We start from the raw sequence: 26,779 nt of genomic DNA on the forward strand, positions 1-26,779 counted from the left end.
GTCAGTCCAGGCGGCTCGCCTCCGCGCCGACGTGCCAGCCCTCGTCCTTCACCCAGCTGAACCCGAGCGCGCACTGGTGCGGGACGACTCCCGGCTCCGGCACCGTGTGCAGGGAGACGCTGAACGGCGTCGGCACGATCGCGTCGTAGATCGTCACGACCGGATCGGTCCCGACCAGGTCTGAGCAGAACCGCGTGATCGTCGCCCGCTGCTCCGCCGTGTCGGCGGGGACGAGTTCGGCGATGGCCGCGTCGTCGTCGAGCACGGGCAGCAGCCGGGCGACCAGCACCCGGCCGTCCCCCTCCGGCGGCACCGTGCCGGCCGTCGGGTCGCCCCAGTCGCTGAGCGCGAGCGCCACGAGCCCGGCCGGGATCGCGATCAGCACCGCGAGGACGCCGCCGATCACGAGGGTGCGGCGCCGGGGGCGTCTCGATGTCCCGGTCCTGGTCGCCGCTTCGGGCCGTTCGCTCACGCTCGGAGGCTAGGCCCTCGCCGACCTGCGAGCGTGCAGCTCACCGGGTCACACGGCGAAACACCCCGTCATCGGGGGTAGTGGACTTCGCTCACGAGCGTCCGGGCAGCACCCTGGATGGACGCGGGATCCGGTGCGTGAACACCGGCTCCCGCCGCCATCGCGGCGTGCCCGAGAGGCCAGGGAGCGGTCTGCAACACCGCTGACGCGGGTTCGAATCCCGCCGTCGCGTCGCTGCGGAACCCGGGGGCCTACGCCCTCGGGCGCGCTGCCTCGAACGCCGCGATCACGTCTTTCGGAAGCCGCCCGCGAACGCCGACCTCGTGGCCGTTCGACAGCGCCCAGCTGCGGATCTCGGACGGGGACGCCGACGATCGCGCCTGGGTCGGCACGACGACGATCACTTCGGAGGGCTGGTCGCGCGGCGCAGCAGGCGTCGTGCGCTCCTCCGGCTCGGCGGACGAGCGTGCCGGCTGGAGGTGCTTGAGGAGGATCTCGAAGGTGTCCGGGTGGACGATTCGAGTGCCGTACTCGAGGGCACGCTCGTGCTTGCCGCCCGAGAAGGAGCCGTCTGCCACGAGGACGGCGGTCAGGCGGGAGACGTTCCCCAGCACCCGGACCCCGAGCTGCTCGGCGCGTCGTTCCAGCTTCTCGCGCTGACGCTCGTCGCAACCGGTGAAGGCGACGCGGTCGCCGACATGGAGGGGAGCGCCGTGCGCCCAGATGCGGGGGAGGGTCCCGAGCCCGGCGCTCAGCCGGGTGATCCGGGCGGCGTCCGCGCGCTCGATGAGGGTCTTGACCGAGTTCGCCGGGACGGACAGCAGGGCGGCGAGGGCCAGGAGCTGCTGCCGTTCCGACTGCGACACCCGGCCGTCGTCGAGGGCCCGGTGCGCGAGCGCCTGCAGGAACGCAGTGTGGGCGGATGCGACATCCGCCGCGGAGAGGCCGAACGTCCGGGTCAGCTCATCGAGGGCGGACGCCTCCGACACCGAGAGGTCGCCGTCTGTGAGGCAGTCGAGCAGCAGCTCGAGGTAGGCGATCGTTCCGACCGGCGCGCCCTCGTCGATGAGCTCGAGAAGGCCGACATTCGTCAGCTGCTGCACGAGGGGCTGCTGCTCCGGGCGCTTCGGCGTGATGCGGACGGGAGCGCTCCGCCGTGCTCCGGCGTCGCGGCGCCGCGAGACCGCGGCTCGAGAGGGCGCGCTCGGCCAGAGCGGTGTGCGCGGAAGTGCGGCCAGAGTCGGATGCGGGCGTCGACGATCGGCGGTGAGGTAGCTGCGGAGCAGTGCTGCCGTGGCGCGTGCGTCACCGAGCGCGGAGTGGGCGTCGACCAGCTCGACGCCGGCACCCCAGCAGCAGTCGGCGAGACGTCGGCGCTGAAGGTCCGGGAGGTAGTGGTGACTTCCGTCCATGGTGCAGAAGGTCGACAGCCTGGGAACCGCCCATCCCGCCGCCTGGAACTCCTCGTGGAGGAAGGCCGTGTCGAACTTCGCGTTGTGGGCGACGATCGTGACTCCGCCGAGTGCGGCGGCGATGGTCGGGGCGAGGTCGCGGAACAGCGGGGCGCCGGCGACGTCCGACGCCCGGATGCCGTGGATGTGGGTGGCGCCGACCGGGCCTTCAGGATCGAAGCGCGAGACCCATTCGTCGACGACGACTCCCGCCGCATCGGTGCGGACGATCGCCAGTTCGAGGATGCGGTCCTGCCGAGGGGAGAGGCCTGTCGTCTCGACGTCGATGACGGCGAAGGCGGGGACCCTTGCGCCGGTCGTACCCGCCGGCTTCTCGGGCGTCGGCCCTGTCTCCAGCAGGCTCAGAAGCCACTTCACGATCCCCACAGATGTCCCCCTCGTCGAGTGCAGGTCTTCATGCTGGCAGACGGTGCGCGCGTCCTGGCTGCGGGAGAGCACTTCTGCTCGGAGCGCCCGGAAGGACCGGCATCGTGCCCGCTCAGAGCGCCTCGGATCCCGGCAGCACCAGCTCGACGTTCCCCTTCGACGAGCCGGCGATCATCTCCGCCTGTTCACCCAGCGCGAGGCGCAGGTCGTCGGCCGCGATCCAATGCCGATCGGGCGAGCGCTCCGCCGACTCGAGGAAGCTGTTGCAGGCGCGGTACATCGCGCGCACGGGTCCTCGGGCAGGGGACTTCGGGCGCAGTGACCGCATGACCTCGGCGATCTGCGTCCGCATCGACAGGACGGAGCGCTTCATCCGGTCGAAGTCCGAGCCGGGCGACGTGTCGGTGCCCGGGACGAGGGTCCGTCCCGGCACGAGGAAGACCCGTCGCCGCCCGAGGTCGAGCAGCAGCAGGTCCAGGGCGTTCCACTCCGCCTTCTTCTCGGCGGAGGACTGCCGACGGGACTCGACGTAGAGGGTCGCTCCGGCGCCGACGACGGCGCCGAGCACGGCGGCGAAGAGTTCTTCCATGCTCGGAGGCTAGGGCGTAGCCGGTCCTCGGTGCGGGGCGATGCTGTCGGCTCGCCCCGAAGACGGGGTCCGGGTCAGCGCTCCGGGGATCCTGGGTGAGCCTCGCGGACGGCATCGGCGAGCCCGGCCCAGGGCGTCGCGCCTCCCGAGGCCTTCTCTACTCCTCCGAGACCGATCGAGTCGCCGGCGGCAGCGTCGAGCGCCTTCCGAGAGACGACGTGGAAGGTCCACTCCGCCAGGTCGAGCGGGTCGTACTCCGAGTGGCGGACGGACGTCTGCGTGCAGAACACGTACACGTCCGCATTCAGAGTCCGGGAGCCCCGCGGTCCGGTGCGCAGCCCGCCGAACGACAACCGGCTGTGCCGCTCCTGCGGCCAGGCCTGCAAGAGCGCGGACGACATCACCTCCACGCTGATGCCCTCGAACAGCAGGTCGTACGCCTCCCACTCCACCCGGCGGACGTCCTGGAGACCCAGGGCTCTCGCGACCAGGAACTCCGCGAGGTAGCCACGGGTGTTGTTCATCCGCAGATCGCTCATCGCGAAGCGCCAGAAGTCGAGGACTCGCGCGTCGATCCCGACGAACGTCTCGTCGCCCCGCAGATCCGCCGCGGCGGAGGGCGGGTCAAGTGGCTCGGACGACACGGCTACTGCGGGGTGGCGATGCAAACGGCCGAGGCGAAGGCGCCGGTCCCGGTCTCCTCGGCGAGGACCTCGCCGTCGAGGGTGATGCGGCAGGTGATGTCGCCCTCGTCGTCGGCGCCGTTCGTCGCGGTGACGGAGAACGCCTGGAAGGCGGTGCTGTCGACCTGCAGCTCCTTGGTGAAGGGGAGGGGCTGAGCGGCGGCCTGCTCGACGCCGGAGTTCGCGCCATCGAGGGTGGAGTAGACGATCGACGTGCTCGTGCCTGCTCCGGTGACCTCGTAGACGAGGGTCTGGGGAGTGCCGGACGTCGCCGAGGCCTGCGCGGTCGCTATCGCGTTCGAGATGCCGCTCGCGAAGCCGGCGGTGTAGACGATCGCCAGGATGATCGCGAGCACGATCGCCAGGGCGTTGAGGATCACGCCGGCGATGGCCGTCCCCTTCTTCCTGCCCTTGAGGAACAGCGCGATGACGCCGAGCACCAGGCCGACGAAGGCGACGAAGCCGGAGACGTAGTTGACGATCGGGATGACGGCGCCGACGAGCGCGACGATGCCGATGATCAGCGAGGCGAGCGCGAGGCCGTTCCCGGTCTTCGGGGGCTGCGGGCCGGTGCCGGGAGTGGGCTCGGGATACACGGCGGGGTTGTAGGCGGTCATGGCGCGAGTATCGCAGCAGCGCGGTTGACCGTTCTATCTCTATATAGGTAGCCTCGGCGCATGACTCCGCTCAGCCGCATGACCGCCGCGACCGCGGACGTGCTCCGCGCGCTCCTCGACGCCTCCGGGCCGACCTGGGGGATGCTCGTCATCAAGGGCACCGGGCGACCGGCGGGCAGTGTGTACCCGATCCTGGAGCGGCTCGAGGGGGCCGGCTGGGTGTCGTCGGCGTGGGAGGCGGACACCGAGCGCAGCGGTCCGCGGCGCCGACTCTACGAGCTGACGAGCGAGGGCGCGCAGGCGGCGGCGACCGCCGTGGTGCGGTTCGAGGCCGCCGCGGCCCGGCCGGTCCGGCTCTCCGGAGCGGAGGCCCGCGCGTGATCGACCTGCTGCTGCGACTCCTGGCCCTTCTGCTCCCGCCGCTCGCCCGCGAGCGCTACCTCGAGGAGTGGCGGGCCGACGTCGCCGGTGCTGGCGAGGCGGGGCTGCGGCGCCGCGACGTGGTGCTCGGCGCGCTCGTGCTCAGCGCGACGCTCGACCGCGGGCTGCCGGTGCACTCGGGGGAGCCGCGGTTCCTCCGGCCGCGTCGGCTGGCTCGGCGCGGGCTCGGGCTGCTGACGGCTGCTGCGGTGATCCTGATCGGCGGGTACCTGACCGGCGGAGGAGTGGTGCCGGAGGGGGTCTCCGCGGGGGTGCTCACGGTGATGCAGGCGACGGGTCGGGTCCTGATCGGGCTGGCGCTCGTCGTCGGGCTGGTCGGCGCCGCGCACATGGCGGGGGCCGCGCGCGCCGCCGAGACGAGGACGGCGCGGGTGTCGCTGCTCGCGGCGATCGCGGGGCCGGCGATGGTGGCGGGCGGGGTGCTGATGCCGGGGGCGCCGTGGTGGCTGCCGCTCCTGGGCTTCCTGGTGTCGAGCGCGGGGCTGGCGACCGGCGTCGCGGTGATCGGCGGGACGCGGCCCATCGCGTGGGAGCACCGGACCGCGTCGCGGGCGCGGCGGGCGCCGATCGCGCTGGGCGGGGCGGCGCTGGTCGTCGCTGTGGTCGTGGTCGGCGGGATCGACCTGCTGGTCTGGAATCCGCTCACCAAGGTGCCGGGCACCGATCTCGCCACGATCTACCGGCTGCTGGCCGAGCGCGACGGGTTCTCGATCACGGGCACGCTCGTCGCGACCGCGATCTGGGCGGCCTTCTGGACGGTGCCCGCGCTGTTCGTGGCGGCGCTCGCCGTGCACCGCGCGGGCGACGCCCTCACGCCGCGGCGGCTCGTGATCGTGATGCTGTCGTTGGTCGGCGCGGCGATCTTCTTCCGCTTCTTCACGGGCTTCGGCATCGGGATGTCCATCGCCGACTCGTTCGCGACCAGCGGTGGCGATGCGTCGGTCGTCTCGGCGGTGCTGCCGTGGGTGGGGCAGCTCTCGCTCGCCGTCGCGGCGATCGCCGTCGGCTGGGCGCCGCGGGCGCGGATCCAGCCGGTCGCGGTGGCCGCCTGAGCGTGCCGGGTCTGCTGGCTCGACGTCCGGCGATGGTGGATCTCGATACGCCCGCTAGGCGGGCTACTCGATCAGCATGGACCGCCGGCCGCTTGCATGCTGGTCGAGTAGCCCCGGAGGGGCGTATCGAGACCCGGCGTTGTCAGCAGGGAGGGTCTGCAGACTCGTCTTCTGGCGGTGGTGGATCTCGATACGCCCGCTGCGCGGGCTACTCGATCAGCATGGAGCGCCGCCCGAGCCGCGGAAGCTCTCCGCAACATCAGCTGAGAGTGGGCCTCGTCGCTCATCGGCGATGGGACGTGCTCCCAGCTGATGTTGTGCGGCCGGGCACGCGGAAGCGGGGCCGGCGGAACTCCGCCGACCCCGCCTCCCGTGCGGTGGTTACTTCTGGGCGGTGCGCCTGCGCGTCGCGGTCAGCGCGAGTGCTCCCGCGCCGCCGGCGATCAGGGCGAAGGCCAGCGCGGCCAGCCCCGTCGTGCCCTCGGCGCCGGTGTGCGCGAGAGCGGCACCGGGCTTCGCCGTGGGCTTCGGCGTCGCGGTCGGCGCCGGAGCGACGGGACCGGCGGTCGCGGTCGGCTCAGCGGTCGGCGCGACGGTGGGCGCCACGGTCGGCTCCGCCGTCGGCGCCACGGTGGGCTCCGCCGTCGGCTCGACCGGCGGCGCGGTCGGCGAGGCCGTCGGCTCCGGGGTCGGCGCGGCGGCCAGCTCCGGGGTCGACGCCGGGGCGACGCGGTTCAGCGTGGCCTGCTCGTAGTCGTACGACATCGCGAGCAGTGCCGCGTCCTGGCTGCGCGGGGCGGCCAGCTCGAGGCCGGCGGCGGTCCCGGTCGAGGTGAAGCCGGCCGGCAGCGAGACCGTCGGGACGCCGGTGTTCGCGCCGACGTCGCAGAACGTCGTGCCCGCCCAGTCGGGGGTCGCCGCCGTCGCGCTGGTCGGCATCGCCAGAGCGTCGAGGTCGTTGTCGATGAAGAACTGGTCCATCGCCAGCTTGCCCGCGTCCTGGGCCGCGATCGCCGCGTCGTACGCGGGGTTCGGGATGTCCGCGTTGCTGTTGAAGAACGCGACGTCGTCGGGCAGCAGCGAGGTCTTCCCGTCCGCCATGACGTCCGAGAAGGTCAGCGCGTCGGCCGGCTCCGTGAGACCCGCGAGGCCCTCGGGCCAGGTCGCCTCGGTGTCCGCGAAGAACGCGTCGATACCGGGGCGCAGGTCGAGGTAGCCGCCGCTGACGAGCGTGTTCGCCACGAACTCGCGGGTGAAGGTCGGCACCGGCACGATCTCGGCGCCCTGCGCGGCGAGGTCGAGGACCGCCTGATCGACGAGCCCGGTGGTCTCGGCGAGGCCCGGACGGGCCGGGTCCTCCTCGTAGTCCCAGCGCACGTAGCCGATGCGCTTGCCCTCGAGCGCGGTGTCGCTGAGCCCCTCGACGTAGTCGGAGCTGTCCTGCTGATCCGCGATGACGGTCAGCGGGTCGGTCGGGTCGTAGCCCGCGAGCACCTCCATCAGCAGCGCCGCGTCGGTGACGGTCGTCGTCATCGGTCCCGAGACGTCCTGGCGCGGCGACAGCGGGACGATGCCCGTGACGCTGGTCAGGCCCATCGTCGGCCGGTAGCCGACGAGGCTCTGGTGCGCGCTCGGCCCGACGATCGAGCCGCAGGTGTCGGTGCCGAGGCCCGCGGGGGCGTAGCCGGCGGCGACGGCCGCGCCGGTGCCTCCGCTCGAACCGCTGGCGCTGTTCGCCTGGTTGTAGGGGTTGTTCGTGCGGCCGCGCTCGGAGCTGAGCGTGTAGGTGCCGTGCCAGGCGAACTCGGCCATGTTGGTCTTCGCGAGGATGATCGCGCCGGCGTCGCGCAGGCGCTGCACGGCCGTCGAGTCGAGCTTCGTCTGGTACGTGTGCAGCGAGGCGCTGCCCGCGGTGGTGGGCATGTCGAATGTGGCGTAGTTGTCCTTCACCAGGATCGGGATGCCGTGCAGCGGTCCGCGGATCGTGCCGGCCGCGCGCTCGGCGTCGAGCTCGGCCGCGGTGGCGAGCGCGTCCGGGTTGGCCAGGATGACCGCGGCGAGTCCGGGCTGGTCGCCGTAGGGGTCGTCGTAGGCCGCGATGCGGTCGAGGTAGCGCTGGGTCAGGGCGACGGACGTCGTCGCGCCGGACTGCAGGAGCGCCAGGGCGTCGGTGATGCTGAGGTCGACGACCGCGGGGGCGGCCGCGTCGACGGGGGGAGTGGTCGCGCCGAGCGCCGCGGGGGCGGCGAGGGCGGTGCCGAGTGCGAGTCCGGTGCACAGGGCGGTGGCGGCGGAGAGTCGGACGACCCTCCGGAACGAGGGGGTGGTGGACAAGCGACAACCTTCGGATCGAGTGGGAGGGGGCTTGGAGCCTCCCCAGTCTCGGAGCCGGATGTTGCACGCCTGTTTCGGCGCGGAGACGATCGAGCGCGCGCCGTGTCCCCCTTCGCGGGGCGTCGAGGGAGCGCTCTCAGCGGGAGGCGTCACCGACGAGCGCGGTGCTGCTCCCCTCCTCATCCGGGACGCGACTCAGGATGTCGCCGGGCTGGCAGTCGAGGACCGCGCAGATCGCGTCGAGGGTGGAGAAGCGGACGGCCTTGGCGCGGCCGTTCTTGAGGATCGAGATGTTCGCGGTGGTGATGCCGACCGCGGCGGCCAGGTCGGTGACCGACATCTTGCGCTTGGCGAGCTCGACGTCGAGGTGCAGGACGATCGCCATCAGACGACCTCGGCGAGCTCGCTGCGCTGCTCCACCGCGAGGTGCAGGAGGCGCCGCATCACCACGACGATCAGCGCGGTCGTCGCGCTCGCCACGGCGACGAGGCCGAAGGCGAGGGCGGGCAGGGGCGCGGGTGCTGCGGCGAGCGAGGCGACGGCGCCGACGACGGCCAGCACCGCGCCGGCGATGAAGGCGCCGATCGCGAGGTCGACCCAGAGGTCGGAGCGGTGGTCGCCCGCGAAGAGCGTGTCGTCGCGGACCAGGCTGAGCAGCCGCCAGACCGCGATCAGCACGGCCTCGACGCAGAGCAGCCCGGCGACCACGACGGCGACGAGCACCGCGTCGACCGGCCCGCCGTCGAGCGCCTCCCGGGCGACCGGGCCGACGGCGAGCTGCACGAGCACGCAGCCGAGCAGCAGCACCAGCAGGAGGGTGCGGAGCGCGAGGAGGACGGGTCGGGGCATGCGGGGCTCCTGGGTCGTGAGGGGTGCGTGTCGAGAGGCGAGCATATCGAAGAACGTGCGTTTCCTATCGAAAGTCGATACTGTCACCGTCATCACAGGGCAGCAAGCGAAGGCGGGGGAACGGCGTGGGACGACGGGGACGAGCGCTCACGGGCGCGGCGGTACTTCTGACGATCGCGGTCGTCGCGACGGGCACGGGGCCGGCGGAGGGACTCGAGCTGGCGCTGTCGGCCGACGACTGCGTCGAGAGCGCGAGGGCGGACTGGCGGCCGGCGCCGCTCCTCGTGCGCGGTGAGCAGGCCGTCTTCGACGTCGAGGTCACCGCCCGGGTGGACTGCCCGGCGGAGCGCCTCGTCGCCGTCGCGGCCACGGCGTCCGAGGCGATCGACGCGGCGCTCGGCGCGGCTCCGGCGGGGCGGCGCTCGAGCGAGCTGGTGCTGCGGGTCGGCGACGACGTCCTGTCGATCGCGGATCCGCGGGAGCGCACGGCACCGGTCGAGGCCTGGGACGCCCTGCGCCGCGGCATCGACGGGAGCCTCTCGGTGCGGACGGTCGAGTCCTACCCCGTCCTCGCGATCGTCCTCGCCCCGACCAGTGCGGCGACCGCACTCGACGCGCTCGATCTCCTCCTCGAGCAGCGCTCCGCCCTCACGGAGGGCGACCTCGACTGGACGATCGAGCAGCCCGCGACCGACTCGCGCGGCGGCGCGGTGATCCGCGTGCAGGAGGAGCGCCCGGCCGACGAGATCGTGCGCCTCGCCCGCGAGATCGACGGCGCCTTCTCGGGGGTGCTGGAGTCGACGGTGCACCTGAACGGCGCGGTGCTGAACGTCGAGCTGACGGGGTCGCCGGGGGTGTCCGCCCCGCGTTCGCTCCGCGACTCCGTCGTCTGGCCGCGTGTGCTCGGCACGATGACGGCGCTGACCGGCCGGGGGAGCGGCTACGCGATCGGCGCCGAGATCGCGGCGGAGGCGGCCGACGGCTCCGGACCGGTCGTCGACTCCTTCGCCTCGTCGTCGCTGCAGTGCGCGGCGACGCCCGGAGCGGGCGCGACGACGCAGGCCGCCTTCGAGCACCTGCGCACGTCGATCCGCCCCGCCCATTCCGGCGAGAGCTTCGCCTTCAACGGCCTGACCGCGCCGGCCTGCCGGTGAGCCGCGCACGACATCAGCTGAGAAGGGGGTCCCTCCCCCCACAGAGGAGGCCCACCCTTCTCAGCTGATGTTGTGCGCGGCCCCGGTCAGTCCAGGTGCCGGAGGTAGCGCTGCGGGTCGCCGAGGAAGCCGCGCCAGGTCCGCACGAGGTCCAGATCGTCGTACTCCGAGCGGCGAAGGCCCCACTCGCCGAGCTCGTAGAGGTCCGCGCCCGGGAGGGCCGCGAGCACCGGCGAGTGCGTCGAGAGGATCACCTGCGAGCCGCCCGCGACCAGCGACCGCAGCTGCCCGATCAGCGCGAGGCAGCCCGAGACCGAGAGCGCAGACTCCGGCTCGTCGAGCAGCCACAGCCCGCGGATCCGGGAGCGGTTCACGACGATGTCGAGGAACGACTCGCCGTGGGACCGCTCGTGGTAGTCCGCGTCGCCGAGGCCGATGTCCTCGAGGTAGGTGAAGAAGCCGTGCATCGTCTCCGCGCGGAGGAAGAAGCCGCGCTTCGAGGCGCCGGCCCCGCGCACCAGCTGCAGCTGCTGGGAGAGGTCGGACTCCGAGACGCGGGTCGAGTGCATCGCGCCGGTCGAGCCGCCCTCGGCGTTCAGCCCGTAGGAGAGCGCGATCGCCTCGAGCAGCGTCGACTTGCCGGAGCCGTTCTCACCGGTGATCACCGAGACGGGGCCGAGGTCCCAGCCCTCGTCGAGCACCTGGCGCACCGGCGGCAGGGTCGCGGGCCAGACGACGGACTCCAGCGCGGAGGGGTGCGTCTGCACCCGGCGCACGGGGAGGGAGGAGAACACCTGCACCCCCTCCGGTCGCGACGACCCGGCCAGTCAAGCACGGGGCCGCGGGAGCCGGCGGCTCAGACCGCCCAGCCCGCCTCCGCCAAGGCGAGCGCCGCATCGGCGCGCGGCGAGTACGGCAGGTCCTGGTCCAGCACCACGCGGTAGTCGGTGTCGCCCGGGCCGACCCAGAGGATCGAGTCGTCCGTCCCGGCCCGGCCGACGGCGGCGCGCACGGCCTGCGCGGGCTCGGCGATCTCCTGCACCTCGCAGCGGCCGTCGCGGGCGCCGTCGAGCAATGCCCGGCGGATCCGCGCCGGGTCCTCGAAGCGCGGGTGGTGGTCGGTGACGATCAGCAGGTCCGCGCGCTCGGCGGCGGCGCGGCCCATCGGCGCGCGCTTGCTCGGGTCGCGGTCGCCGTCCGCGCCGAGGATCACCAGCACCCGGCCCGGCGTGACCTCGCGGAGGGCGTCGACCGTGCGGGCGACGGAGTCGGGGGTGTGCGAGAAGTCGACGTAGAGCCGCGGCCCGGCCTCGCCGGAGACGAGCAGGGTGCGGCCGGGGACGGCGACGTCGATGCCGCCGGCGACGGCGCGGGCGAGCGCGTCGCGGTCGTGGCCCGCCTGGATCAGCATCACCAGGGCCAGCGCCGCGTTCGAGGCCATGTGCCGGCCGATCAGCGGGACGGAGGTGGTCACGGTCCAGCCGTCGGGCGCGGTCAGGCGGAACCGGGTAGCGTCGGCGCTCAGCGCGAGGACGTCCACGTGCCAGTCGGCCTCGGTGGTGGAGCCGACGGTGACGACCGGGACCTCCGCCTCCGCGGCGACCGTCCGCCCCTCCGGAGTGTCGACGACGACGACGCCGCGCCGGCTGCGGTCGGGGCGGAAGAGCCGCTGCTTCGCCCGGAGATAGGCGCCGAGGTCGCCGAAGTCGTCCAAGTGGTCGTGGCTGAGGTTGGTGAAGCCGGCGACCTCGAAGACGAGGCCGTCGACGCGCGAGCGGATGAGCGCCTGCGCGCTGACCTCGATCGCGGCGGACTCGACGCCGTCCTCGCGCATCCGGGCGAGGAGCGCGTGCAGCTCGGGCGCCTCGGGCGAGGTCAGGCGGCTGGCGACGACGGTGTCGCGGCTGCGGCGATCGGCGGTCGAGCTGAGGCCGGAGGGGACGCCGAGCCGGCGCAGCACCGCGTCGAGCAGGTGCACGGTGCTGGTCTTGCCGTTGGTGCCGGTGACGCCGAGCAGCTGCGGGCGGTCGCGGTCGGTGCCGTAGACGCGGGCGGCGATCGCGCCGAGGGCGGCCCGGGGATCCGCGGACACCAGCACCGGCAGGCCGCTCGCCCGCGCGGCCGCGAGCCCGGCGTCGTCCGTGAGTACGGCGACCGCTCCGGCCGCGGCGGCCTCGTCGGCGAAGTCCGCCCCGTGGCGGCGCCGGCCGGGCAGCGCGGCGAAGAGCGCGCCGGGGGAGATCTCGCGGTGCGCGAGGGTGACGCTGCGGATCAGGACGTCGCCGTCGCCGATCAGCGCGAGTCCGTCGCCGAGGTCGCGCAGCGGGACGCCCGCGACGCGGTGGGGTTCGAGGAGCCGGAACGTCGGCATGGGCCTGTCTCCTGGGAACGGACCGGTCCCGCGCGGAAGCGACCGCGCGGGACCGGAGGGGTCGTGCTACTTCGCGGTGGGGCCGTAGAACGAGGTGATCTCGTCCAGCTCCATCTCGGCGGTGGTCTGGATGAGCTTCAGCAGCTCGGGGTCCAGGCCGGGGGAGAACTCCTCGAAGCGCTCCGGCGCGATCGTCGACGGCACGCCCTCGGGGGCCTGCTCGTTGGCCGAGAGGTCGGTGCCGTCGTTCGAGGGGGAGGCTCCGCGGAAGATCTTGCCCGCCTCGGACGCGCCTTCGAGGTCGAAGGTGAACTGCTTGCTCTGCAGGCCGAGGTCGACCAGCTTCTTCACCTCGGGGAACTTCTCGGCGTTGGTCTTCGGGATCGGCAGGGTCTTCTTCCAGTCGATCCCGAGGGTCTCCAGCGCCTTGGCGTAGCCGTTCTCGTGCGCCTGGTCGCGGACGATCAGGTAGGCGATCGTCGAGCGCGCGGTCTTGTTCTGCGTCATCTCGTAGATGCGGCACTTCTGCAGGCGTCCGGTGGACTCGAGCATGAGGTTGTAGAGCAGGTCGAGCACGAGATTGCCCGAGTTGTAGACGTAGCTGCCGCTCCACGGGTTGCCGACCGAGTCGACGGGCAGGGCGCCCTGCGCTCCGACCAGGTAGTGGTGGATGTTGCCCGTGTCGAGCGCGATGTTCAGCGGGGTCGCTCCGCCGGCACCGGGGGTGTCCAGCGGGTCGGTCGGCTTGCCCTGGTAGCGCGGCGAGCCGTCGAGCAGGCGCGAGATGGTCGTGCCGATCAGCTCGACGTGGCCGATCTCCTCGGTGCCGATGCCCTGGATCAGGTCGCGGTACGGCTTCGCGTCCGCGCCGCGGAAGTTCATCGCCTGGAAGAGGTACTGCATCATCGTGCGCATCTCGCCGAACTGCCCGCCGAGGCCCTCCTGCAGCGCGTTCGCGGCGGCCGGATCCGGCTCGTCCTGCTCGATGTCGTTGATGAGTCGTTGAACGTGGAAGTACACCATTGCCTCCAGAAGGATCGTCGGTGTTCCCACCCTCCGCCGCGCTCCTGGCGTTTGCAGAGCCCCTTGCCACCGAGGGGGTGCGCGTGCGACCGGGCGGGTGGCTCGCCCCGGTTCGCCGCCCTGTGCCAGGCTCGGAGCATGACCGAGCAGACCCGCACGACTCCGCGACCGGTCGACTCCCGCGCGCTCGCGAGCGCGGGAGTCGCGGTGCTCGGCGCGCTGCTGGTCGGCGTCCCGCTGCTCGCGTCGGCGCTCGCCGTCGTCGCGATCGTGCTCGCGCTCGGCGCCCGGAACCGGCTGCGCGCGGACGAGACGCTCCGCGGCGCGCGCGTGAGCCTCGTCGGCTTCGTGCTGGGGCTCGGGGTGCTCGCCGTGGCCTTCGGCCCGCTCGTGCTCGGGTGGGTGCTCGGGCTGTTCGCCTGAGATCCGCGACTACCGCTGCGCGAACGCCTCCCGGTACAGGCTCGTCAGCTCGGGGGAGTCGGCCGCGCTCAGCCCGCAGGTGAGGATCGTGTCGCCGTCGGCGGCGATCAGGTAGTCGATGCCGCGCTCGAAGACGATCGGGGCCCCGTCGACCGCCGACTCCGCCGCCTGGGTCACCGTCACCGCGTCACCCACATCGCCGGCGAAGCGGTCGATCACGCGCAGGGTGACGGTGCCGTCGTCGATCGAGGCGACCTCGGCGCGGAAGGCGAGCTGCGACGGCGCGAGCGCCTGGGCGGTGACCGGGGCGCACTGGTCCATCGGTCCGCCGGTCGCGGGCAGCCGCAGCGCGGAGGCGGAGCCGCCGGTGGTGACGCCGAGGGCGAAGGGGAGCAGGAGCGACGCGGCGGCGCCCACCGCGAGCGCGCCGACCCCGACGATCAGCCAGGGGGAGCGGCGGCGGCGGACGGCGGCGGGGTCGGAGTCGCCGGGGCCGGTGTCCGGCCCGCCCACAGCCGGCCCGCCTGTCGCCTGCCCGCCCGTCGCCCGCTCCCGGTGCTCGGCGAGCTGCGCGCGGGTGAGCGGGGCGAGCCCCTCCGCCGGGTCGGTCGAGCGCACCAGCCGGCGCAGCTCCGAGTCCTCGATCGCGGTCATCGTGCTCCTCCTTCTGAGGTCGTCGGGTCCTGGGCGGCGCGGCTCTCGTAGAGCTCCGCGAAGCGCTGGCGGGCGCGGTGCAGCCGGATCGATGCGGCGTTCGGCGTGATCCCGAGGACCTCGCCGATCCCGCGGGCGTCGAGCTCCTCCCACGACCAGAGCCGCAGCAGCTCGGCGTCGGACTCGCGCAGCCGCGAGAGCACGAAGCGCACGGCGTCGTCGGTGGCGGACGGCCCGTCCGGGCCGCGCACCTCCTGCGGCGGGTCGACGACGGCGATGCGGTGGGTGAGCAGGACCTGGCGCCGCTGCATCCGGCGCGCGTTCTGCAGCTGCAGCCGGGCGACGCCGATCGACCAGGCGATCGGGTCGTCCTCCGGCACGTCGGCGACGCGGCGCCAGAGCACGGCGAGGGTGGCGGCGAGCACGTCGTCGGCCGTGGCCGCGTCGGTGCGGCGCCAGAGGTAGCGGCGGACGGGGTCGGCGACCACGCCGGCGAGCGCGGCGAAGCGGTCGGGACCCGCGAGGGGAGCTGGCATGTGCCTCATGCTCCCTCCTGTCCGGCACGCCGGCCGTTCTTTCACCGGCGCGCCGACCCGGCTCCCGGCTGCGTCACGGGAGGGCGGCGCCGCCTGCTCGGAGCACCTCCGGCTCGCGATTCCGGCTCCGGCACGTCGTTCTGCCGGATCCCGTCGTGCCGGAGCCGTTTCCACGTGCCGGAGCTGCGCCACCGCCCGCTCGGAGCACCTTCGGCTCGTGGTTCCGGCTTCGGCTCGCGGTTCTGCGGGCTTCCCACGTGCCGGAGCCGAGTCCACGTGCCGGAGGTGCGCCTCCGTCCGCCCCGAGTACCTTCGGCTCGCGATTCCGGTTCCGGCTCGCGGTTCTGCGGGCTTCCTCCGTGCCGGAGCCGATTCCGCGTGCCGGAGGTGTGCTACCGGTCGCCCCGCCCACCTTCGGCACGCGATTCCGGCTCCGGCGCGTCGTTCTGCCGGATCCTGACGTGCCGGAGCGGTTTCCGCGTGCCGGAGGTGCGCCGCCGCCCGCGCCGGGTACCTTCGGCTCGCGATTCCGGTTCCGGCTCGTAGTTCTGCGTGATTCCTGCGTGCCGGAGCCGTTTCCACGTGCCGGGGGTCCGCCAGCTGTCGCGCCGCCCACCTTCAGCACGTGATTCGAGTCCGGGCTCGTGGTTCTGCGGGGTTCCCGCGTGCCGGAGCCGATTCCGCGTGCCGGAGCCGATTCCGCGTGCCAAAGGTCCGCCGGACCGTCGCCGCCGCCCGCCCACCCGCCTCGCTACTCTGAAGCGCCCCCATCCCCCTTCCCGCCGAGGAGCCCCATGCCCATCTGGTCCCTGCACGGCGACGGCCGCACCGTCGCGCCCGGAGCCGTCGTCGGCCCCGCCGAGCGGCTCAACTGGCCCGCGACCGTCGCGATCGGCATCCAGCACGTCGTCGCCATGTTCGGCGCGACCTTCCTCGTGCCCGTGCTCACCGGCTTCCCCGTCGCCACGACCCTGCTGTTCTCGGGCGTCGGCACGCTGCTGTTCCTCCTGATCACCCGCAACAAGCTGCCCAGCTACCTCGGCTCGAGCTTCGCCTTCATCGCCCCGGTCACCGCGGCGACGGCGGTCGGCGGGACGGGATCGGCGCTCGCCGGAGTCGTCGCCGTCGGCGTGCTGCTCGCGCTCGCCGGCTTCGTCGTGCAGTTCGCCGGCCTCGGCTGGATCGACCGCCTGATGCCCCCGGTCGTCTCCGGCGCGATCGTGGCGCTGATCGGCTTCAACCTCGCCCCGACCGCCTGGTCGAGCTTCCAGCAGGCGCCGGTCACCGCGACGGTCACGCTCGCCGCGATCATCCTCGGCAGCGTCTTCTTCCGCGGCTTCCTCGGCCGCGTCTCGATCTTCGTCGGCGTCGTGATCGGCTACGTCGTCGCGCTGATCCGCCAGGAGATCGACTACTCCGCCGTCGCCGACGCCGCCTGGGTCGGCCTGCCGCCGTTCAGCTTCCCCGACTTCGCGTCCGGATCCACGTGGTCCGGCATCGCGATGTTCCTGCCCGTCGTGCTCGTGCTCATCGCCGAGAACGTCGGCCACGTCCGCGGCGTCGCGACGATGACCGACTCCTCGGTCAACCAGCACACCGGCCGCGCCCTGATCGCGGACGGCATCGCGACCACCGTCTCCGGCGCGTTCGGCGGCTCGGGCACCACCACCTACGGCGAGAACATCGGCGTGATGGCCGCGACCCGCGTCTACTCCACCGCCGCCTACTGGGTGGCCGGCGTCACCGCCGTGCTGCTCAGCCTCTCGCCCAAGGTCGGCGCCGTGTTCAACTCGATCCCGGCAGGCGTCCTCGGCGGCGCGACCACCGCGCTCTACGGCCTCATCGGCGTGATCGGCATCAAGATCTGGATCGACAACCGCGTCGACTTCTCCCGCCCGGTCAACCAGTACACGGCCGCCGTCTCCCTCGTCATCGCGATCGCCGGCTTCTCCTTCAGCTCCGGCGGCTTCGAGCTCGGCGGCATCGTCCTCGGCGCGGCCGCGGCCCTCGTGATCTACCACCTCGGCAACGCCGTCGCCCGCTGGCGACGCACCGGCGCCGACGACGGCGGCCCGCTGCCCCCCATCGGCCAGCTCGGCGGCGACCCGCAGCACTGACCCGCGCTGCCCCCGCCCACCCGTCACGAACGGTCGTCCCCCGCGCCGGTGGACGACCGTTCGCGCCGGATCGAGGGCGCCGCTGGTCGCGATTCGACACTTTCTGCTGCTTCCGCAGGCTCAGAACCGCAGAAAGCGCCGAACCGCGCGCCGGATCCAGCCCGAGACGTGCGGCCGGCGCTCGGACGCGTCGGTCTCGATACGCCGCTGAGCGGCTACTCGACCAGCATGGGGGCGGCGCTGCGCGGCTCCTCCCTGAGCACGGGGGTGCCGCTGCGCGGCACTTCGGTCAGCATGCTCTGGTGGCCCTGCTGCCTGCGCGTCGCGATTCATGGTGATCGAGTAGCCCTCGGAGAGGGCGTATCGAGATCCGCCGTGGCAGGGACGGGAGCAGGCGGCCGGCGGGCTGGTGAGCGTGGGTCTCGATACGCCGCTGCGCGGCTACTCGACCAGCATGCTCTGGTAGCTCTGCTGTCTGCGCGTGGGCGCTTCATGGTGATCGAGTAGCCCTCGCAGAGGGCGTATCGAGATCCTCCGTGGCACGGGCGGGGGGCGTGAGGTCGGCGCTCTGGCGAGCGTGGGTCTCGATACGCCGCTGCGCGGCTACTCGACCAGCATGGGGGCGGCGCTGCGCGGCTCTTCCATCAGGGGGGGGTGCCGCTGCGCGGCACTTCGACCAGCGTGAGGGCGCGGCTGCGCGGGCGGCAGCGCGCGTTCGCGGTCAGGCGTCCGCGGCGCGGAGGGCGAGCTTTGCGTAGAGGTCCTCGAGGAGGAGGCGGGTGTCGACGTGGGTGTAGACGCGCAGGTCGGGGCCGTCGCCGGCGCGGGGGCCGTACTGGCCGTCGGGGGTGATCGAGGGGCGGGGGACCCGTGCCATGCGGCTGGAGGAGGCGTCGGGCTCGAAGGCGGAGAGCAGGGCGGTCGCGAGGACGAGCGGGCTGTCGCCGAGGGCGTAGGTCTCGCCGAAGCTGAGGCCGTGCGCGGCGCCCATGCGGAAGACGCCGTCGAGGGCGTCGAAGAGGTGCCGGCCGAGCTCGCCGGCGGTGCGCATCCGCACGCGGAGCTCGGCGACGGAGGCGAGCGGCTGCCGGTAGGCGTCGCGCGGGAACTGCTCGATCGGCAGCGCGGACGCGAACACCTCGGCGGCGGCGGGCACGTCGATCAGCAGGTTGTACTCGATCGGCATCGCGCCGGGCGGCGGGACGGCCAGGCCCGGGTGCTCGGGCCCGCCGATCCAGACCAGCGTCATCCTGGCGGCGATCGACGGCTCGAGGCGCAGGGCCGCCGCCACCTCGGTCAGCCCGGCGCCGGCGCAGAGGTACAGCGGCCGCGGGTCGTCCCGCAGCGCCTCCGCCACGATCGCGCGCGCCGCGTCCGAGACGTCAGCATCAGGAGTGTTCGCCCCCGCCACCACCGGCACGTCCGGGCGCCCGCAGAGCGCGAGCACCTCGCGCGCCGCCGCCGCCGCGTTGTCGGCGGTCCGGTCGGAGGCGTCGAACGGGTCGCCCGGCCGCAGCCGCGAGCCGACGACGAGCGCCAGCTCGACCGACTCCGACAGCGCGTGCTGCGCGAGCTGCACCAGCCCGTCCGGGTCGCCGGAGTAGTCGTTGTCCGAGATCACCCGCACCCGCGGCGGCACCCCGCTCACGACACGACCTTCGTCAGCCGCACGGCCATGAACTGCCGCGCCGGCAGCTCCACCCGGAACGACCCGGAGAACACCCCGGGCACCCGCGAGACGGTCATCCCCCAGGTGTCGATCACGTCGACGATCCAGGAGTCGGAGGGGTCCCGGACGATCTGCCGGAACCGCGGCCGGTTGAAGCCGAAGTACACGAGCTGCACGCCGCCGCCCCCGCCCCAGGGCGCGTCCCAGTCGGAGGGCAGCGGGTCGATCCGCCCGTCCGGCATCTCGGCGGTGATGCGCCGCAGGAACGCGATGCGCGCCGGGCTGTCGCCGACGAGCTCGCCGCCCTTCGACCACCAGAGCTCCTCGCGGTCGTTGAGGTACGTCTCGCCGTGGCCGACGTAGCCGCCGCGGACCGCCCCCTCCCAGAACCGCCGGACCATCTCCTCGCCGGTGATGTTGCCCCAGCCCTGGTCGATGTCGCCCTCGTAGGCGCACTCGTCGATCACGACCGGCTTGCCCCACTGCTCGCGCCAGGCGTCGGTGTTCTCTGCGGTGCGGTACACGTCGATCCGCTGCACGGATGCATGCGTGATCCAGGGCCGGGAGTAGTCGTAGAAGCCGAAGCAGTTGTGGATGGAGAGCAGGTGGCCCACCGGGTCCTCGGCGACGACGAGCGCGGCGAGGCGCTCCCAGTCGTCGACGCTCTTCGACCAGAGCAGGTCGTACTCGTTGGCGAGCGACCACCAGACGTTCGGCGAGGCGGCCAGGCGCCGGACGACGTAGCGGGTGACGAGGTCGTCGGCCGCGCGGCCCATGTCCGAGAAGCCCCAGCGGTCGTAGGCGTGGAAGAGGATCACGTCGGCCTGGATGCCGAGCGCGTCGAGGTCCGCGACCCGCTCCTCCAGCCGGCGGAAGAACGCGGGCACGGGCCGGTCGAAGTCCCAGCCGTCGCCGTCGCGCTCGAACGGGTACAGCTCCGGCTCGTTCGTGTTGTACAGGTACGCCTTCGGGAAGACGCAGTGCCGCACCTTGGTGAACGGCGCGTCCGCGAGCGTCGCGAGGGTCGCCTCCTGCAGCGCCTCGCTCTGGTGCGTCCAGGCGTACGCGGTCGTGCCGAGCGGGAGGTGCCGGGTGCCGTCCTCGTGCGCGAAGTGGAAGGTGTCGGCGACCCGCACCGGCCCGTGCGCGCCGGGCAGGGCGGGCTCCACGGTCGCGGAGGCGGTGAGCCCGTCGAGCGAGCGCGCGGTGGAGGCGGTGGTCACGCTCCAGACGCCGGCGGCAGGAGGCAGGAACCGCACCCGGTACACCCCGTCGCCGTCGTAGAAGCCGCCGGCCCGCACCGTCTCGTCGCCGAGCGAGAACTCCGCCGAGAACTCGACGTCGACGAACGGGTTGCCGTGCGCCGGCCCGTCGACGACGACCTCGGCGGGCGCCCACACGGTCCCCACCGCGACAGGTCGCACCACGGCCGACGCGACAGCGACGTCCTCGCCCTCGTAGTCCGCGCGCGGCAGCACCGCCACCCGCTCCGGCCGCGGCGCCGCGACTCCGGAGTCGTCGACAGCGTCGAGCGCCGCCCAGAACGAGGCCTCGCGCTCGGGATCCGCCTTCAGCAGCGGATCCATCCCCACGACCAGCCCGACGGGCGCGGAGCGCAGCTGCACCAGCAGCGGCGAGTTGACGACGCCCGGGACGAAGCGGCGCACGACGTCGCCCGCCTCCCCGTGGTCGAGGACGGCGGCCAGGGTCGATTCGCGGGAGAAGCCCACGGTCACACCTCCACGGTGGTCAGGGTCTGCACGGTGCGCCGGAATTCGGCCTGCATGTCGAGGGCGTCGCGCTGGAGGAGCCACTGCACCTGCAGCCCGTCCATGGTCGCGATGACGCGGATCGCGGCGCTGCGCGGATCCACGCCCGGCACCAGCTGCCCGCGGGTCAGCATGTCGCCGAACGCGCCGGTGAACAGGTCGACGATGAAGCGGTAGCGGTTCGCGAAGTACTCGTGCGCCGGGTGGTCGGCGTGGGTCGCCTCCGCCGAGAGCACGCACTGCAGCTCGACGAGGCCGGGGATCTCGGTGTTGTAGGCGACCAGGTCGATCAGCGCGCGGACCGTGTCGATGCCGGGCACGGCGTCGCCGCTGGGTACCCGGACGATCGAGTGGTCGTCGCGGAGGGTGAGCACCGCCGAGAGCAGCTCCCACTTGTTGGCGAAGTGGTGCAGCACGCCGGCCTGGCTGAGCCCGACCTTCTCGGCGATCTCGCGCAGTGACGCGGCGTGGTAGCCGCTCGCGGAGAAGACCTCCAGGCCCGCGGCCACGATCTCGGCGCGCCGGGCGGCGGTCTTGGCGTACTGCCCGCGCGGTCGCCGCGGGGGAGAGGTGGGGAGTGCCATGAAGTGCCTCCAGGCGCATCGTTGCGAGGGGGCACGGAGCCTCCGGTGCGAGAAACCTAGCCGCTAGAGGTTTCCGAGTCAAAAACCTGGTGCCGAGTCGGCTTTCGGAAAGCTCCCCGTCAGCGTGCAGTTCCAAGCGCCTCGCGGGATGTGAACGGTCACGAGAATCACGAAAACCTAACGGGCCGAAGTTTTTCTTCCCAAAACCTAGGGGTCATCTGTTTTTCGTGTTAGCTTCCTCGGCACCGGTTCATGGGAGAACCGGGAGAACCTGGAGACCGAAGATGTTCCGATGGAAGAGGCTGGCGGCCGCTGCGATCGCCGTCACCACGATGGTCGGCCTGACCAGCTGCGCGGCCGACTCCGGCGGAGGCGCCTCCGGCGGCTCGAGCGAGACGCTCACGCTGGGTGCGATCCAGACCCTGTCGACGTTCGCCGCGGCGGACTCGTACTGGGCCAACGAGTCGCCGTACATGCAGGCCGTCTACGACAGCGTGCTGCGGGCCGAGCCCGACGGCACCATCACCGAGGGCCTCGCCTCGGAGTGGACCTACAACGAGGACAACACGGTCCTCACCCTGAAGATCCGCGACGGTGTGACCTTCTCCGACGGATCGACGCTCGACGCCGACGCCGTCGCGCAGAACCTGATCCGCTTCCGCGACGGCAACTCGCCCGACACGAACAAGATGGCCGACCTCGCCGACGCCGTCGCGACCGACGCCTCGACCGTCACGGTGACCCTCAAGCAGGCCAACCCGACGTTCCTCTTCTACCTGACCCAGAACGCCGGCCTCGTCGAGGCGCCCTCCGCCTTCGAGTCCGCCGACATCCAGACCGTCCCGGTCGGCTCCGGCCCCTACGAGCTCGACGCGTCGAAGACCGTCATCGGCACCTCCTACGCCTTCACCAAGCGCGACGGCTACTGGGACGAGGACTCGGTCCACTACGACAACCTGAACATCAACGTCTACAGCGACTCCACCGCTCTGGTGAACGCGATCAAGGGCGGTCAGGTCAACGCGGCGAACACGGTCGACAACAACGACCTCAAGGAGATCGAGGCGTCGGGCTTCACCGTCAACGCCTTCGAGCTCAACTGGACCGGTCTGCTGCTGCTCGACCGCGACGGCACCATCGCGCCGGCTCTGAAGGACGTCCGCGTCCGCCAGGCCATCAACTACGCGTTCGACAAGGAGTCGCTGCTGAAGGCCATCGGCCAGGGCTACGGCACCCCGACCACGCAGATCTTCCCGACCTCCTCCGAGGGCTACGACGAGTCGCTCGACGACGACTACCCCTACGACCCCGAGAAGGCCAAGGAGCTCCTCGCCGAGGCCGGCTACCCGGACGGCTTCGAGCTGAACATGCCCTCGAGCTCGCTCGTCGGCTCCTCGACCTTCACGCTGATCCAGCAGCAGCTCTCCGAGGTCGGCATCACCGTCACCTACACCGACGCCGGCAACAACTTCATCGCCGACGTCCTCGCCCCGAAGTACGCCGCCACCTGGCTCACGCTGCAGCAGGACCCCGACTGGGCCCTGATCAACTTCGAGCTCAGCCCCAACGCGATCTTCAACCCCTTCAAGAACGCCGACCCCGAGCTCGAGACGCTGATCGAGGCCGTCCGCACCGCGGACGAGTCCGGCTACGCCGCCGCCGTCCAGGCCGTCAACGCCTACACGGTCGAGAACGCCTGGTTCGCCCCCTGGTACCGCCAGCAGTCGAGCTTCGTGACCGACGCGAACACCAAGGTCGAGACCCAGACGGGCAACGCCTACCCGTACCTCTGGAACATCACCCCGGCCTGATCCGGATCAGCGGGCGGGTCGGCTCCGGTCGACCCGCCCGCTCCCTCTCTTCGCGCCGCCCGATCCGCTGATCAGGCCCGCGCCCTCCTCCGTTCGAAGGACCACTGATGACCAGGTTCATCCTGCGACGCGTCGTCTCGGGGATCATCCTCGTGGTGCTGATCTCCGTCGTCGCCTACGCACTCCTCTATCTCGGCGGCGGCGACATCGCCCGCCGCATCCTCGGGCAGAACGCGACGCCGGAGGCGGTCGCCCAGCGCGCCGCGCAGCTCGGCCTCGACCAGCCGATCTGGTCGCAGTACCTCGGCTGGCTCGGCCACGCGGTCACCGGCGACCTCGGCAGCTCCTGGTTCACCGGGCAGGCGGTCACCACCGCCATCTCCACCCGCGTCACCGTCACGCTCTCCCTGGTCATCGGCGCCACGATCATCTCCGCGATCGTCGCGGTCGTGCTCGGTGTCTGGGCCGCGGTCCGCCGCGGCTGGGCCGACAAGCTCGTGCAGCTGGTGTCGATCCTCGGCTTCGCGATCCCCGGCTTCCTGATCGCGCTGGGCCTCGTCACCGTCTTCGCGATCAACCTCCGCTGGTTCAAGCCCACCGGCTACGTCAACCTCACCGACTCGTTCTCGGGCTGGATCGCCACGGTCACCCTGCCGATCATCGCCCTCGCGATCGGCGGCATCGCCGGCGTCGCCCAGCAGGTCCGCGGCTCCGTCATCGACGCGCTCCGCCAGGACTACGTGCGGACCCTGCGCTCGCGCGGCCTGCCCGCCAACCGGATCGTCTTCCAGCACGTGCTGCGGAACGCCGGCGGCCCCGCGCTCGCCGTCCTCGCCGTGCAGTTCATCGGCCTCCTCGGCGGCGCCGTCATCGTCGAGCAGATCTTCGCGATCCCCGGCCTCGGCCAGGTCGCGGTCACCGCGACCACCCAGGGCGACATCCCGCTGGTGATGGGCCTCGTGCTGATCACCGCGATCATCGTCGTCATCGTCAACCTGCTCATCGACCTGCTCCAGGGCTGGCTCAACCCGAAGGTGCGACTCTCATGACCGCCACGACTCCGCTGCCCGCCAGCACCCCGTCGGTCGGAGTGGAGGAGCGCGCCGCCCGCACGCACCTCTTCCGCCGCCTGCTGCACAACCCGGTCGGGCTCGTCTCGCTCGTCTTCCTCGCGATCGTCGTCCTCTCCGGGATCTTCGCGCCGCTGCTCGCCCCGGCCGACCCCAACCGCGCCTCGCTGCAGGACGTGCTCGCCGAGCCCGGCGCCGCGCACCTGCTCGGCGCCGACAGCGCCGGCCGCGACGTCCTCTCGCGACTGCTCTTCGGCACCCAGTTCAGCCTCGCCGGCGCCCTGGTCGCGCTCGCGGTCGCCGTCGTCATCGGCGTCACCAGCGGACTGCTGGCCGGCTACTTCGGCGGCTGGTTCGACTCCGTCTCGGCCTGGACCTCCGGCCTCGTGATGGCGCTGCCCGGCTTCGTCGTCCTGCTGGCGGCCCGCGCCGTCATCGGCCCGTCGATGTGGCTCTCGATGGCCATCTTCGGCGTCCTGCTCTCGCCGGCCTTCCACCGGCTGGTCTACGCCTCCGTCACCGCGGTGCGCGGCGAGCTCTTCGTCGACGCGGCCCGGGTCTCCGGACTCAGCAACGGCCGGATCATCGCCCGGCACATCCTCACCGTCGTCCGCGCTCCCGTCATCATCCAGGCCTCGCTGGTCGCCGGCATCGCGATCGCCATCCAGGCGGGACTCGAGTTCCTCGGCCTCGGCGACCTGTCGATCCCGACCTGGGGCTCGATGCTCAACGACGGCTTCTCCAACGTCTTCAACGCCCCGATCCTGATGCTCTGGCCGAGCCTCGCGATCGCGCTCACCTCCATCGCGCTGACCCTGCTGGGCAACGCGATGCGCGACGAGCTCGAGCGCAGCGCCTCCGGAGCCAAGCGCTCGAAGAAGCGCAAGTCGGCCTCGGCGCCCGCGACGGTGCCGACCAGCCTGTCCACGATCGGCATCCAGACGATGCTCGACGAGGACGCCGCGGCGCCGAAGACCGTCGTGCACGAGGAGGAGGCCGGCGCGAAGAGCTCAGAAGAGATCCTCCGCGTCACGAACCTCTCGGTCGGCTACGGCCAGAACGACGGCTCGGTCAAGACGGTCGTGCACGACGTCTCGCTCGCGGTCCGCCGCGGCGAGATCCACGGCCTGATCGGCGAGTCCGGCTCGGGCAAGACGCAGACCGCCTGGTCGGTGCTGCGCCTGCTGCCCGAGGGCGGCCGGATCACCGGCGGCTCGATCGTCTTCGACGGCAAGGACCTCGCGCACCTGTCGGAGAAGGAGATGACCAAGCTCCGCGGCAAGCGCATCGCGTACATCCCGCAGGAGCCGATGTCGAACCTCGACCCCTCCTTCACCATCGGCACGCAGCTCGTGCAGCCGATGCGGATCTGCCTCGGCCTCTCGAAGGCGGCGGCGAAGGAGCGGGCGCTCGGCCTGCTCGCCCGGGTCGGCATCCCGAACCCGCAGCGCACGTTCGACGCCTACCCGCACGAGGTCTCCGGCGGCATGGCCCAGCGCGTGCTGATCGCCGGCGCCGTCTCCTGCGACCCCGACCTGCTGATCGCCGACGAGCCGACCACCGCGCTCGACGTCACGGTGCAGGCCGAGGTGCTCGACCTGCTCCGCGAGCTGCAGTCGGAGCTGAACATGGGCATGATCCTCGTCACGCACAACTTCGGCGTCGTCGCCGACCTGTGCGACCGCGTCTCGGTCATGCGCGACGGCCGGATCGTCGAGACCGGGCCCGTGCGCTCGATCTTCGCCGACCCCCGTCACCCCTACACCCGCGCCCTGTTCGACGCGATCCTCGAGGAGGGGCCCGCCCGCGGACCGCTCGTCGCCACCACCGCCGTGAAGGAGTCGAGCCGATGAGCGCCGCACCCGCCGCACCGTCCGAGCTGCTGCTGGACGTCAAGGACGTCGTCGTCGAGTACCCGGGCAAGGGCTTCCGCGCGAAGCCGTTCCAGGCGCTGAAGGGCGTCTCGCTCGACATCCGCCCCGGCGAGACCGTCGGCCTGGTCGGCGAGTCCGGCTCGGGCAAGACCACGCTCGGCCGTGCGGTGCTGGGGCTCGCCCCGGTCACCGGCGGCGAGATCCTCTACAACAAGCGCGACATCGCGCACCTCGACCGGCGCCAGCGCCGCGGGCTCTCCTCCGAGATCCAGGTCGTCTTCCAGGACCCGTACACCTCGCTCAACCCGTCGCTGACGATCGAGCAGATCCTGGTCGAGCCGCTCACCGTGCGGAAGGTCGACGCCAAGGTCGCCTCGAAGCGGGTGCGCGAGCTGCTCGACCAGGTCGGGCTGCCGCAGTCCGCGGCCGACCGCCTGCCGCGCGAGTTCTCCGGCGGTCAGCGCCAGCGGATCGCGATCGCCCGGGCGCTCGCCCTCGAGCCGCGGCTGATCGTCTGCGACGAGCCCGTCTCGGCGCTGGACCTCTCCACCCAGGCGCGCGTCCTCGATCTCTTCACCGAGATCCAGGAGCGCACCGGAGTCGCCTACCTCTTCGTCTCGCACGACCTCGCCGTCGTGCGGCACCTCTCGCACCGCGTCGCCGTGATGTACCACGGCGAGATCGTGGAGTGGGGCGACGGCGACCAGGTCACCTCCCGCCCGGAGCACGCCTACACCCAGCGCCTCTTCCTGGCCGCCCCCGTCGCCGACCCGGTCCGCCAAGCCACCCGCCGCGAGGAGCGCCGCGCCTTCGTGGCCGCCCACTCCTGACACCCGCCCCCCGGACGCG

25 protein-coding genes and 1 tRNA gene are annotated in these 26,779 nt (G+C 72.4%); 10 read left to right on the forward strand and 16 right to left on the reverse strand.

Annotated features, from left to right (window positions below; all coding sequences use genetic code 11):
- Window position 1: 1 nt before the first annotated feature.
- Window positions 2-472, reverse strand: a complete 471-nt coding sequence (locus MT355_RS01175; protein ID WP_243598229.1) for a hypothetical protein — start codon at window positions 470-472, stop codon at window positions 2-4.
- A 161-nt stretch (window positions 473-633) separates the two neighbouring features.
- Between MT355_RS01175 and MT355_RS01180 the strand changes: the two genes are divergently transcribed.
- Window positions 634-704: transfer RNA gene (locus MT355_RS01180), tRNA-Cys, on the forward strand.
- A 19-nt stretch (window positions 705-723) separates the two neighbouring features.
- Here the strand turns inward: MT355_RS01180 and MT355_RS01185 are convergent.
- The 4 genes from MT355_RS01185 to MT355_RS01200 all read right to left on the reverse strand — a co-directional run bounded on the left by MT355_RS01185 (window position 724) and on the right by MT355_RS01200 (window position 4,199).
- Complete coding sequence (locus MT355_RS01185; RefSeq protein ID WP_243598230.1) at window positions 724-2,310, reverse strand: histone-like nucleoid-structuring protein Lsr2; 1,587 nt, start codon at window positions 2,308-2,310, stop codon at window positions 724-726.
- Window positions 2,311-2,422: 112 nt separating this feature from the next.
- Complete coding sequence (locus MT355_RS01190; protein WP_243598231.1) at window positions 2,423-2,899, reverse strand: hypothetical protein; 477 nt, start codon at window positions 2,897-2,899, stop codon at window positions 2,423-2,425.
- 74 nt (window positions 2,900-2,973) lie between these two features.
- Window positions 2,974-3,543, reverse strand: coding sequence for a hypothetical protein (locus MT355_RS01195; protein WP_243598232.1), 570 nt, complete (start codon window positions 3,541-3,543; stop codon window positions 2,974-2,976).
- A 2-nt stretch (window positions 3,544-3,545) separates the two neighbouring features.
- A complete protein-coding gene (locus MT355_RS01200) occupies window positions 3,546-4,199 on the reverse strand; it encodes an MmpS family transport accessory protein (RefSeq protein WP_243598233.1) in 654 nt (217 codons plus the stop codon).
- 60 nt (window positions 4,200-4,259) lie between these two features.
- Here MT355_RS01200 and MT355_RS01205 point away from each other — a divergent pair, with 60 nt between their 5' ends.
- Together MT355_RS01205 and MT355_RS01210 are read left to right on the forward strand one after the other, a co-directional pair.
- The gene (locus MT355_RS01205) at window positions 4,260-4,580 is read left to right on the forward strand and encodes a PadR family transcriptional regulator (protein WP_243598234.1); all 321 of its coding nucleotides are present in this window, start codon (window positions 4,260-4,262) and stop codon (window positions 4,578-4,580) included.
- Window positions 4,577-5,692: a hypothetical protein gene (locus tag MT355_RS01210; RefSeq protein ID WP_243598235.1), complete on the forward strand. Its 1,116-nt coding sequence runs from the start codon at window positions 4,577-4,579 to the stop codon at window positions 5,690-5,692. The genes MT355_RS01205 and MT355_RS01210 overlap by 4 nt, the downstream gene beginning before the upstream one ends.
- Window positions 5,693-6,073: 381 nt before the next feature.
- Here the strand turns inward: MT355_RS01210 and MT355_RS01215 are convergent, their stop codons facing one another.
- The 3 genes from MT355_RS01215 to MT355_RS01230 all read right to left on the reverse strand — a co-directional run bounded on the left by MT355_RS01215 (window position 6,074) and on the right by MT355_RS01230 (window position 8,875).
- Window positions 6,074-8,026 carry an amidase gene (locus tag MT355_RS01215; RefSeq protein WP_279391989.1) on the reverse strand — a complete coding sequence of 651 codons (1,953 nt, stop codon included), beginning with the start codon at window positions 8,024-8,026 and terminating at the stop codon, window positions 6,074-6,076.
- Window positions 8,027-8,162: 136 nt separating this feature from the next.
- Entirely contained in the window at window positions 8,163-8,411 is a 249-nt protein-coding gene (locus MT355_RS01225; protein ID WP_173251434.1) for a helix-turn-helix transcriptional regulator, read from the reverse strand.
- Entirely contained in the window at window positions 8,411-8,875 is a 465-nt protein-coding gene (locus MT355_RS01230; protein WP_243598236.1) for a DUF2975 domain-containing protein, read from the reverse strand. Before MT355_RS01230 ends, MT355_RS01225 begins: the two co-directional genes overlap by 1 nt.
- 125 nt (window positions 8,876-9,000) lie before the next feature.
- Between MT355_RS01230 and MT355_RS01235 the strand changes: the two genes are divergently transcribed.
- Complete coding sequence (locus MT355_RS01235) at window positions 9,001-10,029, forward strand: hypothetical protein (RefSeq protein WP_243598237.1); 1,029 nt, start codon at window positions 9,001-9,003, stop codon at window positions 10,027-10,029.
- Window positions 10,030-10,115: 86 nt separating this feature from the next.
- Here the strand turns inward: MT355_RS01235 and MT355_RS01240 are convergent, their stop codons facing one another.
- From MT355_RS01240 to MT355_RS01250, 3 genes are all read right to left on the reverse strand, one after another.
- Window positions 10,116-10,829: an AAA family ATPase gene (locus MT355_RS01240; RefSeq protein ID WP_243598238.1), complete on the reverse strand. Its 714-nt coding sequence runs from the start codon at window positions 10,827-10,829 to the stop codon at window positions 10,116-10,118.
- 56 nt (window positions 10,830-10,885) lie between these two features.
- The gene (locus MT355_RS01245) at window positions 10,886-12,400 is read right to left on the reverse strand and encodes a Mur ligase family protein (protein ID WP_243598239.1); all 1,515 of its coding nucleotides are present in this window, start codon (window positions 12,398-12,400) and stop codon (window positions 10,886-10,888) included.
- 66 nt (window positions 12,401-12,466) lie between these two features.
- Window positions 12,467-13,420, reverse strand: a complete 954-nt coding sequence (locus tag MT355_RS01250; protein WP_127888570.1) for a manganese catalase family protein — start codon at window positions 13,418-13,420, stop codon at window positions 12,467-12,469.
- A gap of 141 nt (window positions 13,421-13,561) precedes the next feature.
- On the opposite strand from MT355_RS01250, the gene MT355_RS01255 reads away from it, so the two are divergent.
- Window positions 13,562-13,846, forward strand: coding sequence for a hypothetical protein (locus MT355_RS01255; RefSeq protein WP_132437903.1), 285 nt, complete (start codon window positions 13,562-13,564; stop codon window positions 13,844-13,846).
- Window positions 13,847-13,855: 9 nt separating this feature from the next.
- Here the strand turns inward: MT355_RS01255 and MT355_RS01260 are convergent, their stop codons facing one another.
- Window positions 13,856-14,500: a hypothetical protein gene (locus MT355_RS01260; protein WP_243598240.1), complete on the reverse strand. Its 645-nt coding sequence runs from the start codon at window positions 14,498-14,500 to the stop codon at window positions 13,856-13,858.
- Entirely contained in the window at window positions 14,497-15,036 is a 540-nt protein-coding gene (locus MT355_RS01265) for an RNA polymerase sigma factor (protein WP_243598241.1), read from the reverse strand. The genes MT355_RS01260 and MT355_RS01265 overlap by 4 nt, the downstream gene beginning before the upstream one ends.
- Before the next feature lie 794 nt (window positions 15,037-15,830).
- Here MT355_RS01265 and MT355_RS01270 point away from each other — a divergent pair.
- Window positions 15,831-17,153: a uracil-xanthine permease family protein gene (locus MT355_RS01270; protein ID WP_243598242.1), complete on the forward strand. Its 1,323-nt coding sequence runs from the start codon at window positions 15,831-15,833 to the stop codon at window positions 17,151-17,153.
- Between the two features lie 721 nt (window positions 17,154-17,874).
- On the opposite strand, the gene MT355_RS01275 is transcribed toward MT355_RS01270, so the two are convergent.
- The 3 genes from MT355_RS01275 to MT355_RS01285 are packed head-to-tail and all read right to left on the reverse strand — an operon-like array spanning window position 17,875 to window position 21,175.
- Window positions 17,875-18,801 (reverse strand): nucleoside hydrolase, encoded by a 927-nt coding sequence (locus MT355_RS01275; protein WP_243598243.1) that lies wholly within the window; start codon window positions 18,799-18,801, stop codon window positions 17,875-17,877.
- The gene (locus MT355_RS01280) at window positions 18,798-20,552 is read right to left on the reverse strand and encodes a DUF5605 domain-containing protein (protein ID WP_243598244.1); all 1,755 of its coding nucleotides are present in this window, start codon (window positions 20,550-20,552) and stop codon (window positions 18,798-18,800) included. Before MT355_RS01280 ends, MT355_RS01275 begins: the two co-directional genes overlap by 4 nt.
- A 2-nt stretch (window positions 20,553-20,554) precedes the next feature.
- Window positions 20,555-21,175 (reverse strand): TetR/AcrR family transcriptional regulator, encoded by a 621-nt coding sequence (locus tag MT355_RS01285; RefSeq protein WP_123705422.1) that lies wholly within the window; start codon window positions 21,173-21,175, stop codon window positions 20,555-20,557.
- Between the two features lie 284 nt (window positions 21,176-21,459).
- Between MT355_RS01285 and MT355_RS01290 the strand changes: the two genes are divergently transcribed.
- The 4 genes from MT355_RS01290 (at window position 21,460) to MT355_RS01305 (ending at window position 26,760) form a co-directional block, all read left to right on the forward strand.
- Window positions 21,460-22,986, forward strand: a complete 1,527-nt coding sequence (locus MT355_RS01290) for an ABC transporter substrate-binding protein (RefSeq protein ID WP_243598245.1) — start codon at window positions 21,460-21,462, stop codon at window positions 22,984-22,986.
- Between the two features lie 107 nt (window positions 22,987-23,093).
- Entirely contained in the window at window positions 23,094-24,035 is a 942-nt protein-coding gene (locus tag MT355_RS01295; RefSeq protein ID WP_123736712.1) for an ABC transporter permease, read from the forward strand.
- Window positions 24,032-25,909 carry a dipeptide/oligopeptide/nickel ABC transporter permease/ATP-binding protein gene (locus MT355_RS01300; RefSeq protein ID WP_132437470.1) on the forward strand — a complete coding sequence of 626 codons (1,878 nt, stop codon included), beginning with the start codon at window positions 24,032-24,034 and terminating at the stop codon, window positions 25,907-25,909. The genes MT355_RS01295 and MT355_RS01300 overlap by 4 nt, the downstream gene beginning before the upstream one ends.
- Window positions 25,906-26,760: a dipeptide/oligopeptide/nickel ABC transporter ATP-binding protein gene (locus MT355_RS01305; RefSeq protein ID WP_243598246.1), complete on the forward strand. Its 855-nt coding sequence runs from the start codon at window positions 25,906-25,908 to the stop codon at window positions 26,758-26,760. The genes MT355_RS01300 and MT355_RS01305 overlap by 4 nt, the downstream gene beginning before the upstream one ends.
- The last annotated feature ends 19 nt before the right edge of the window (window positions 26,761-26,779 follow it).

The sequence above is a fragment of the Rathayibacter sp. VKM Ac-2929 genome, assembly GCF_022815495.1.
In the GTDB taxonomy this organism is placed as follows: Bacteria; Actinomycetota; Actinomycetes; order Actinomycetales; family Microbacteriaceae; genus Rathayibacter; species Rathayibacter festucae.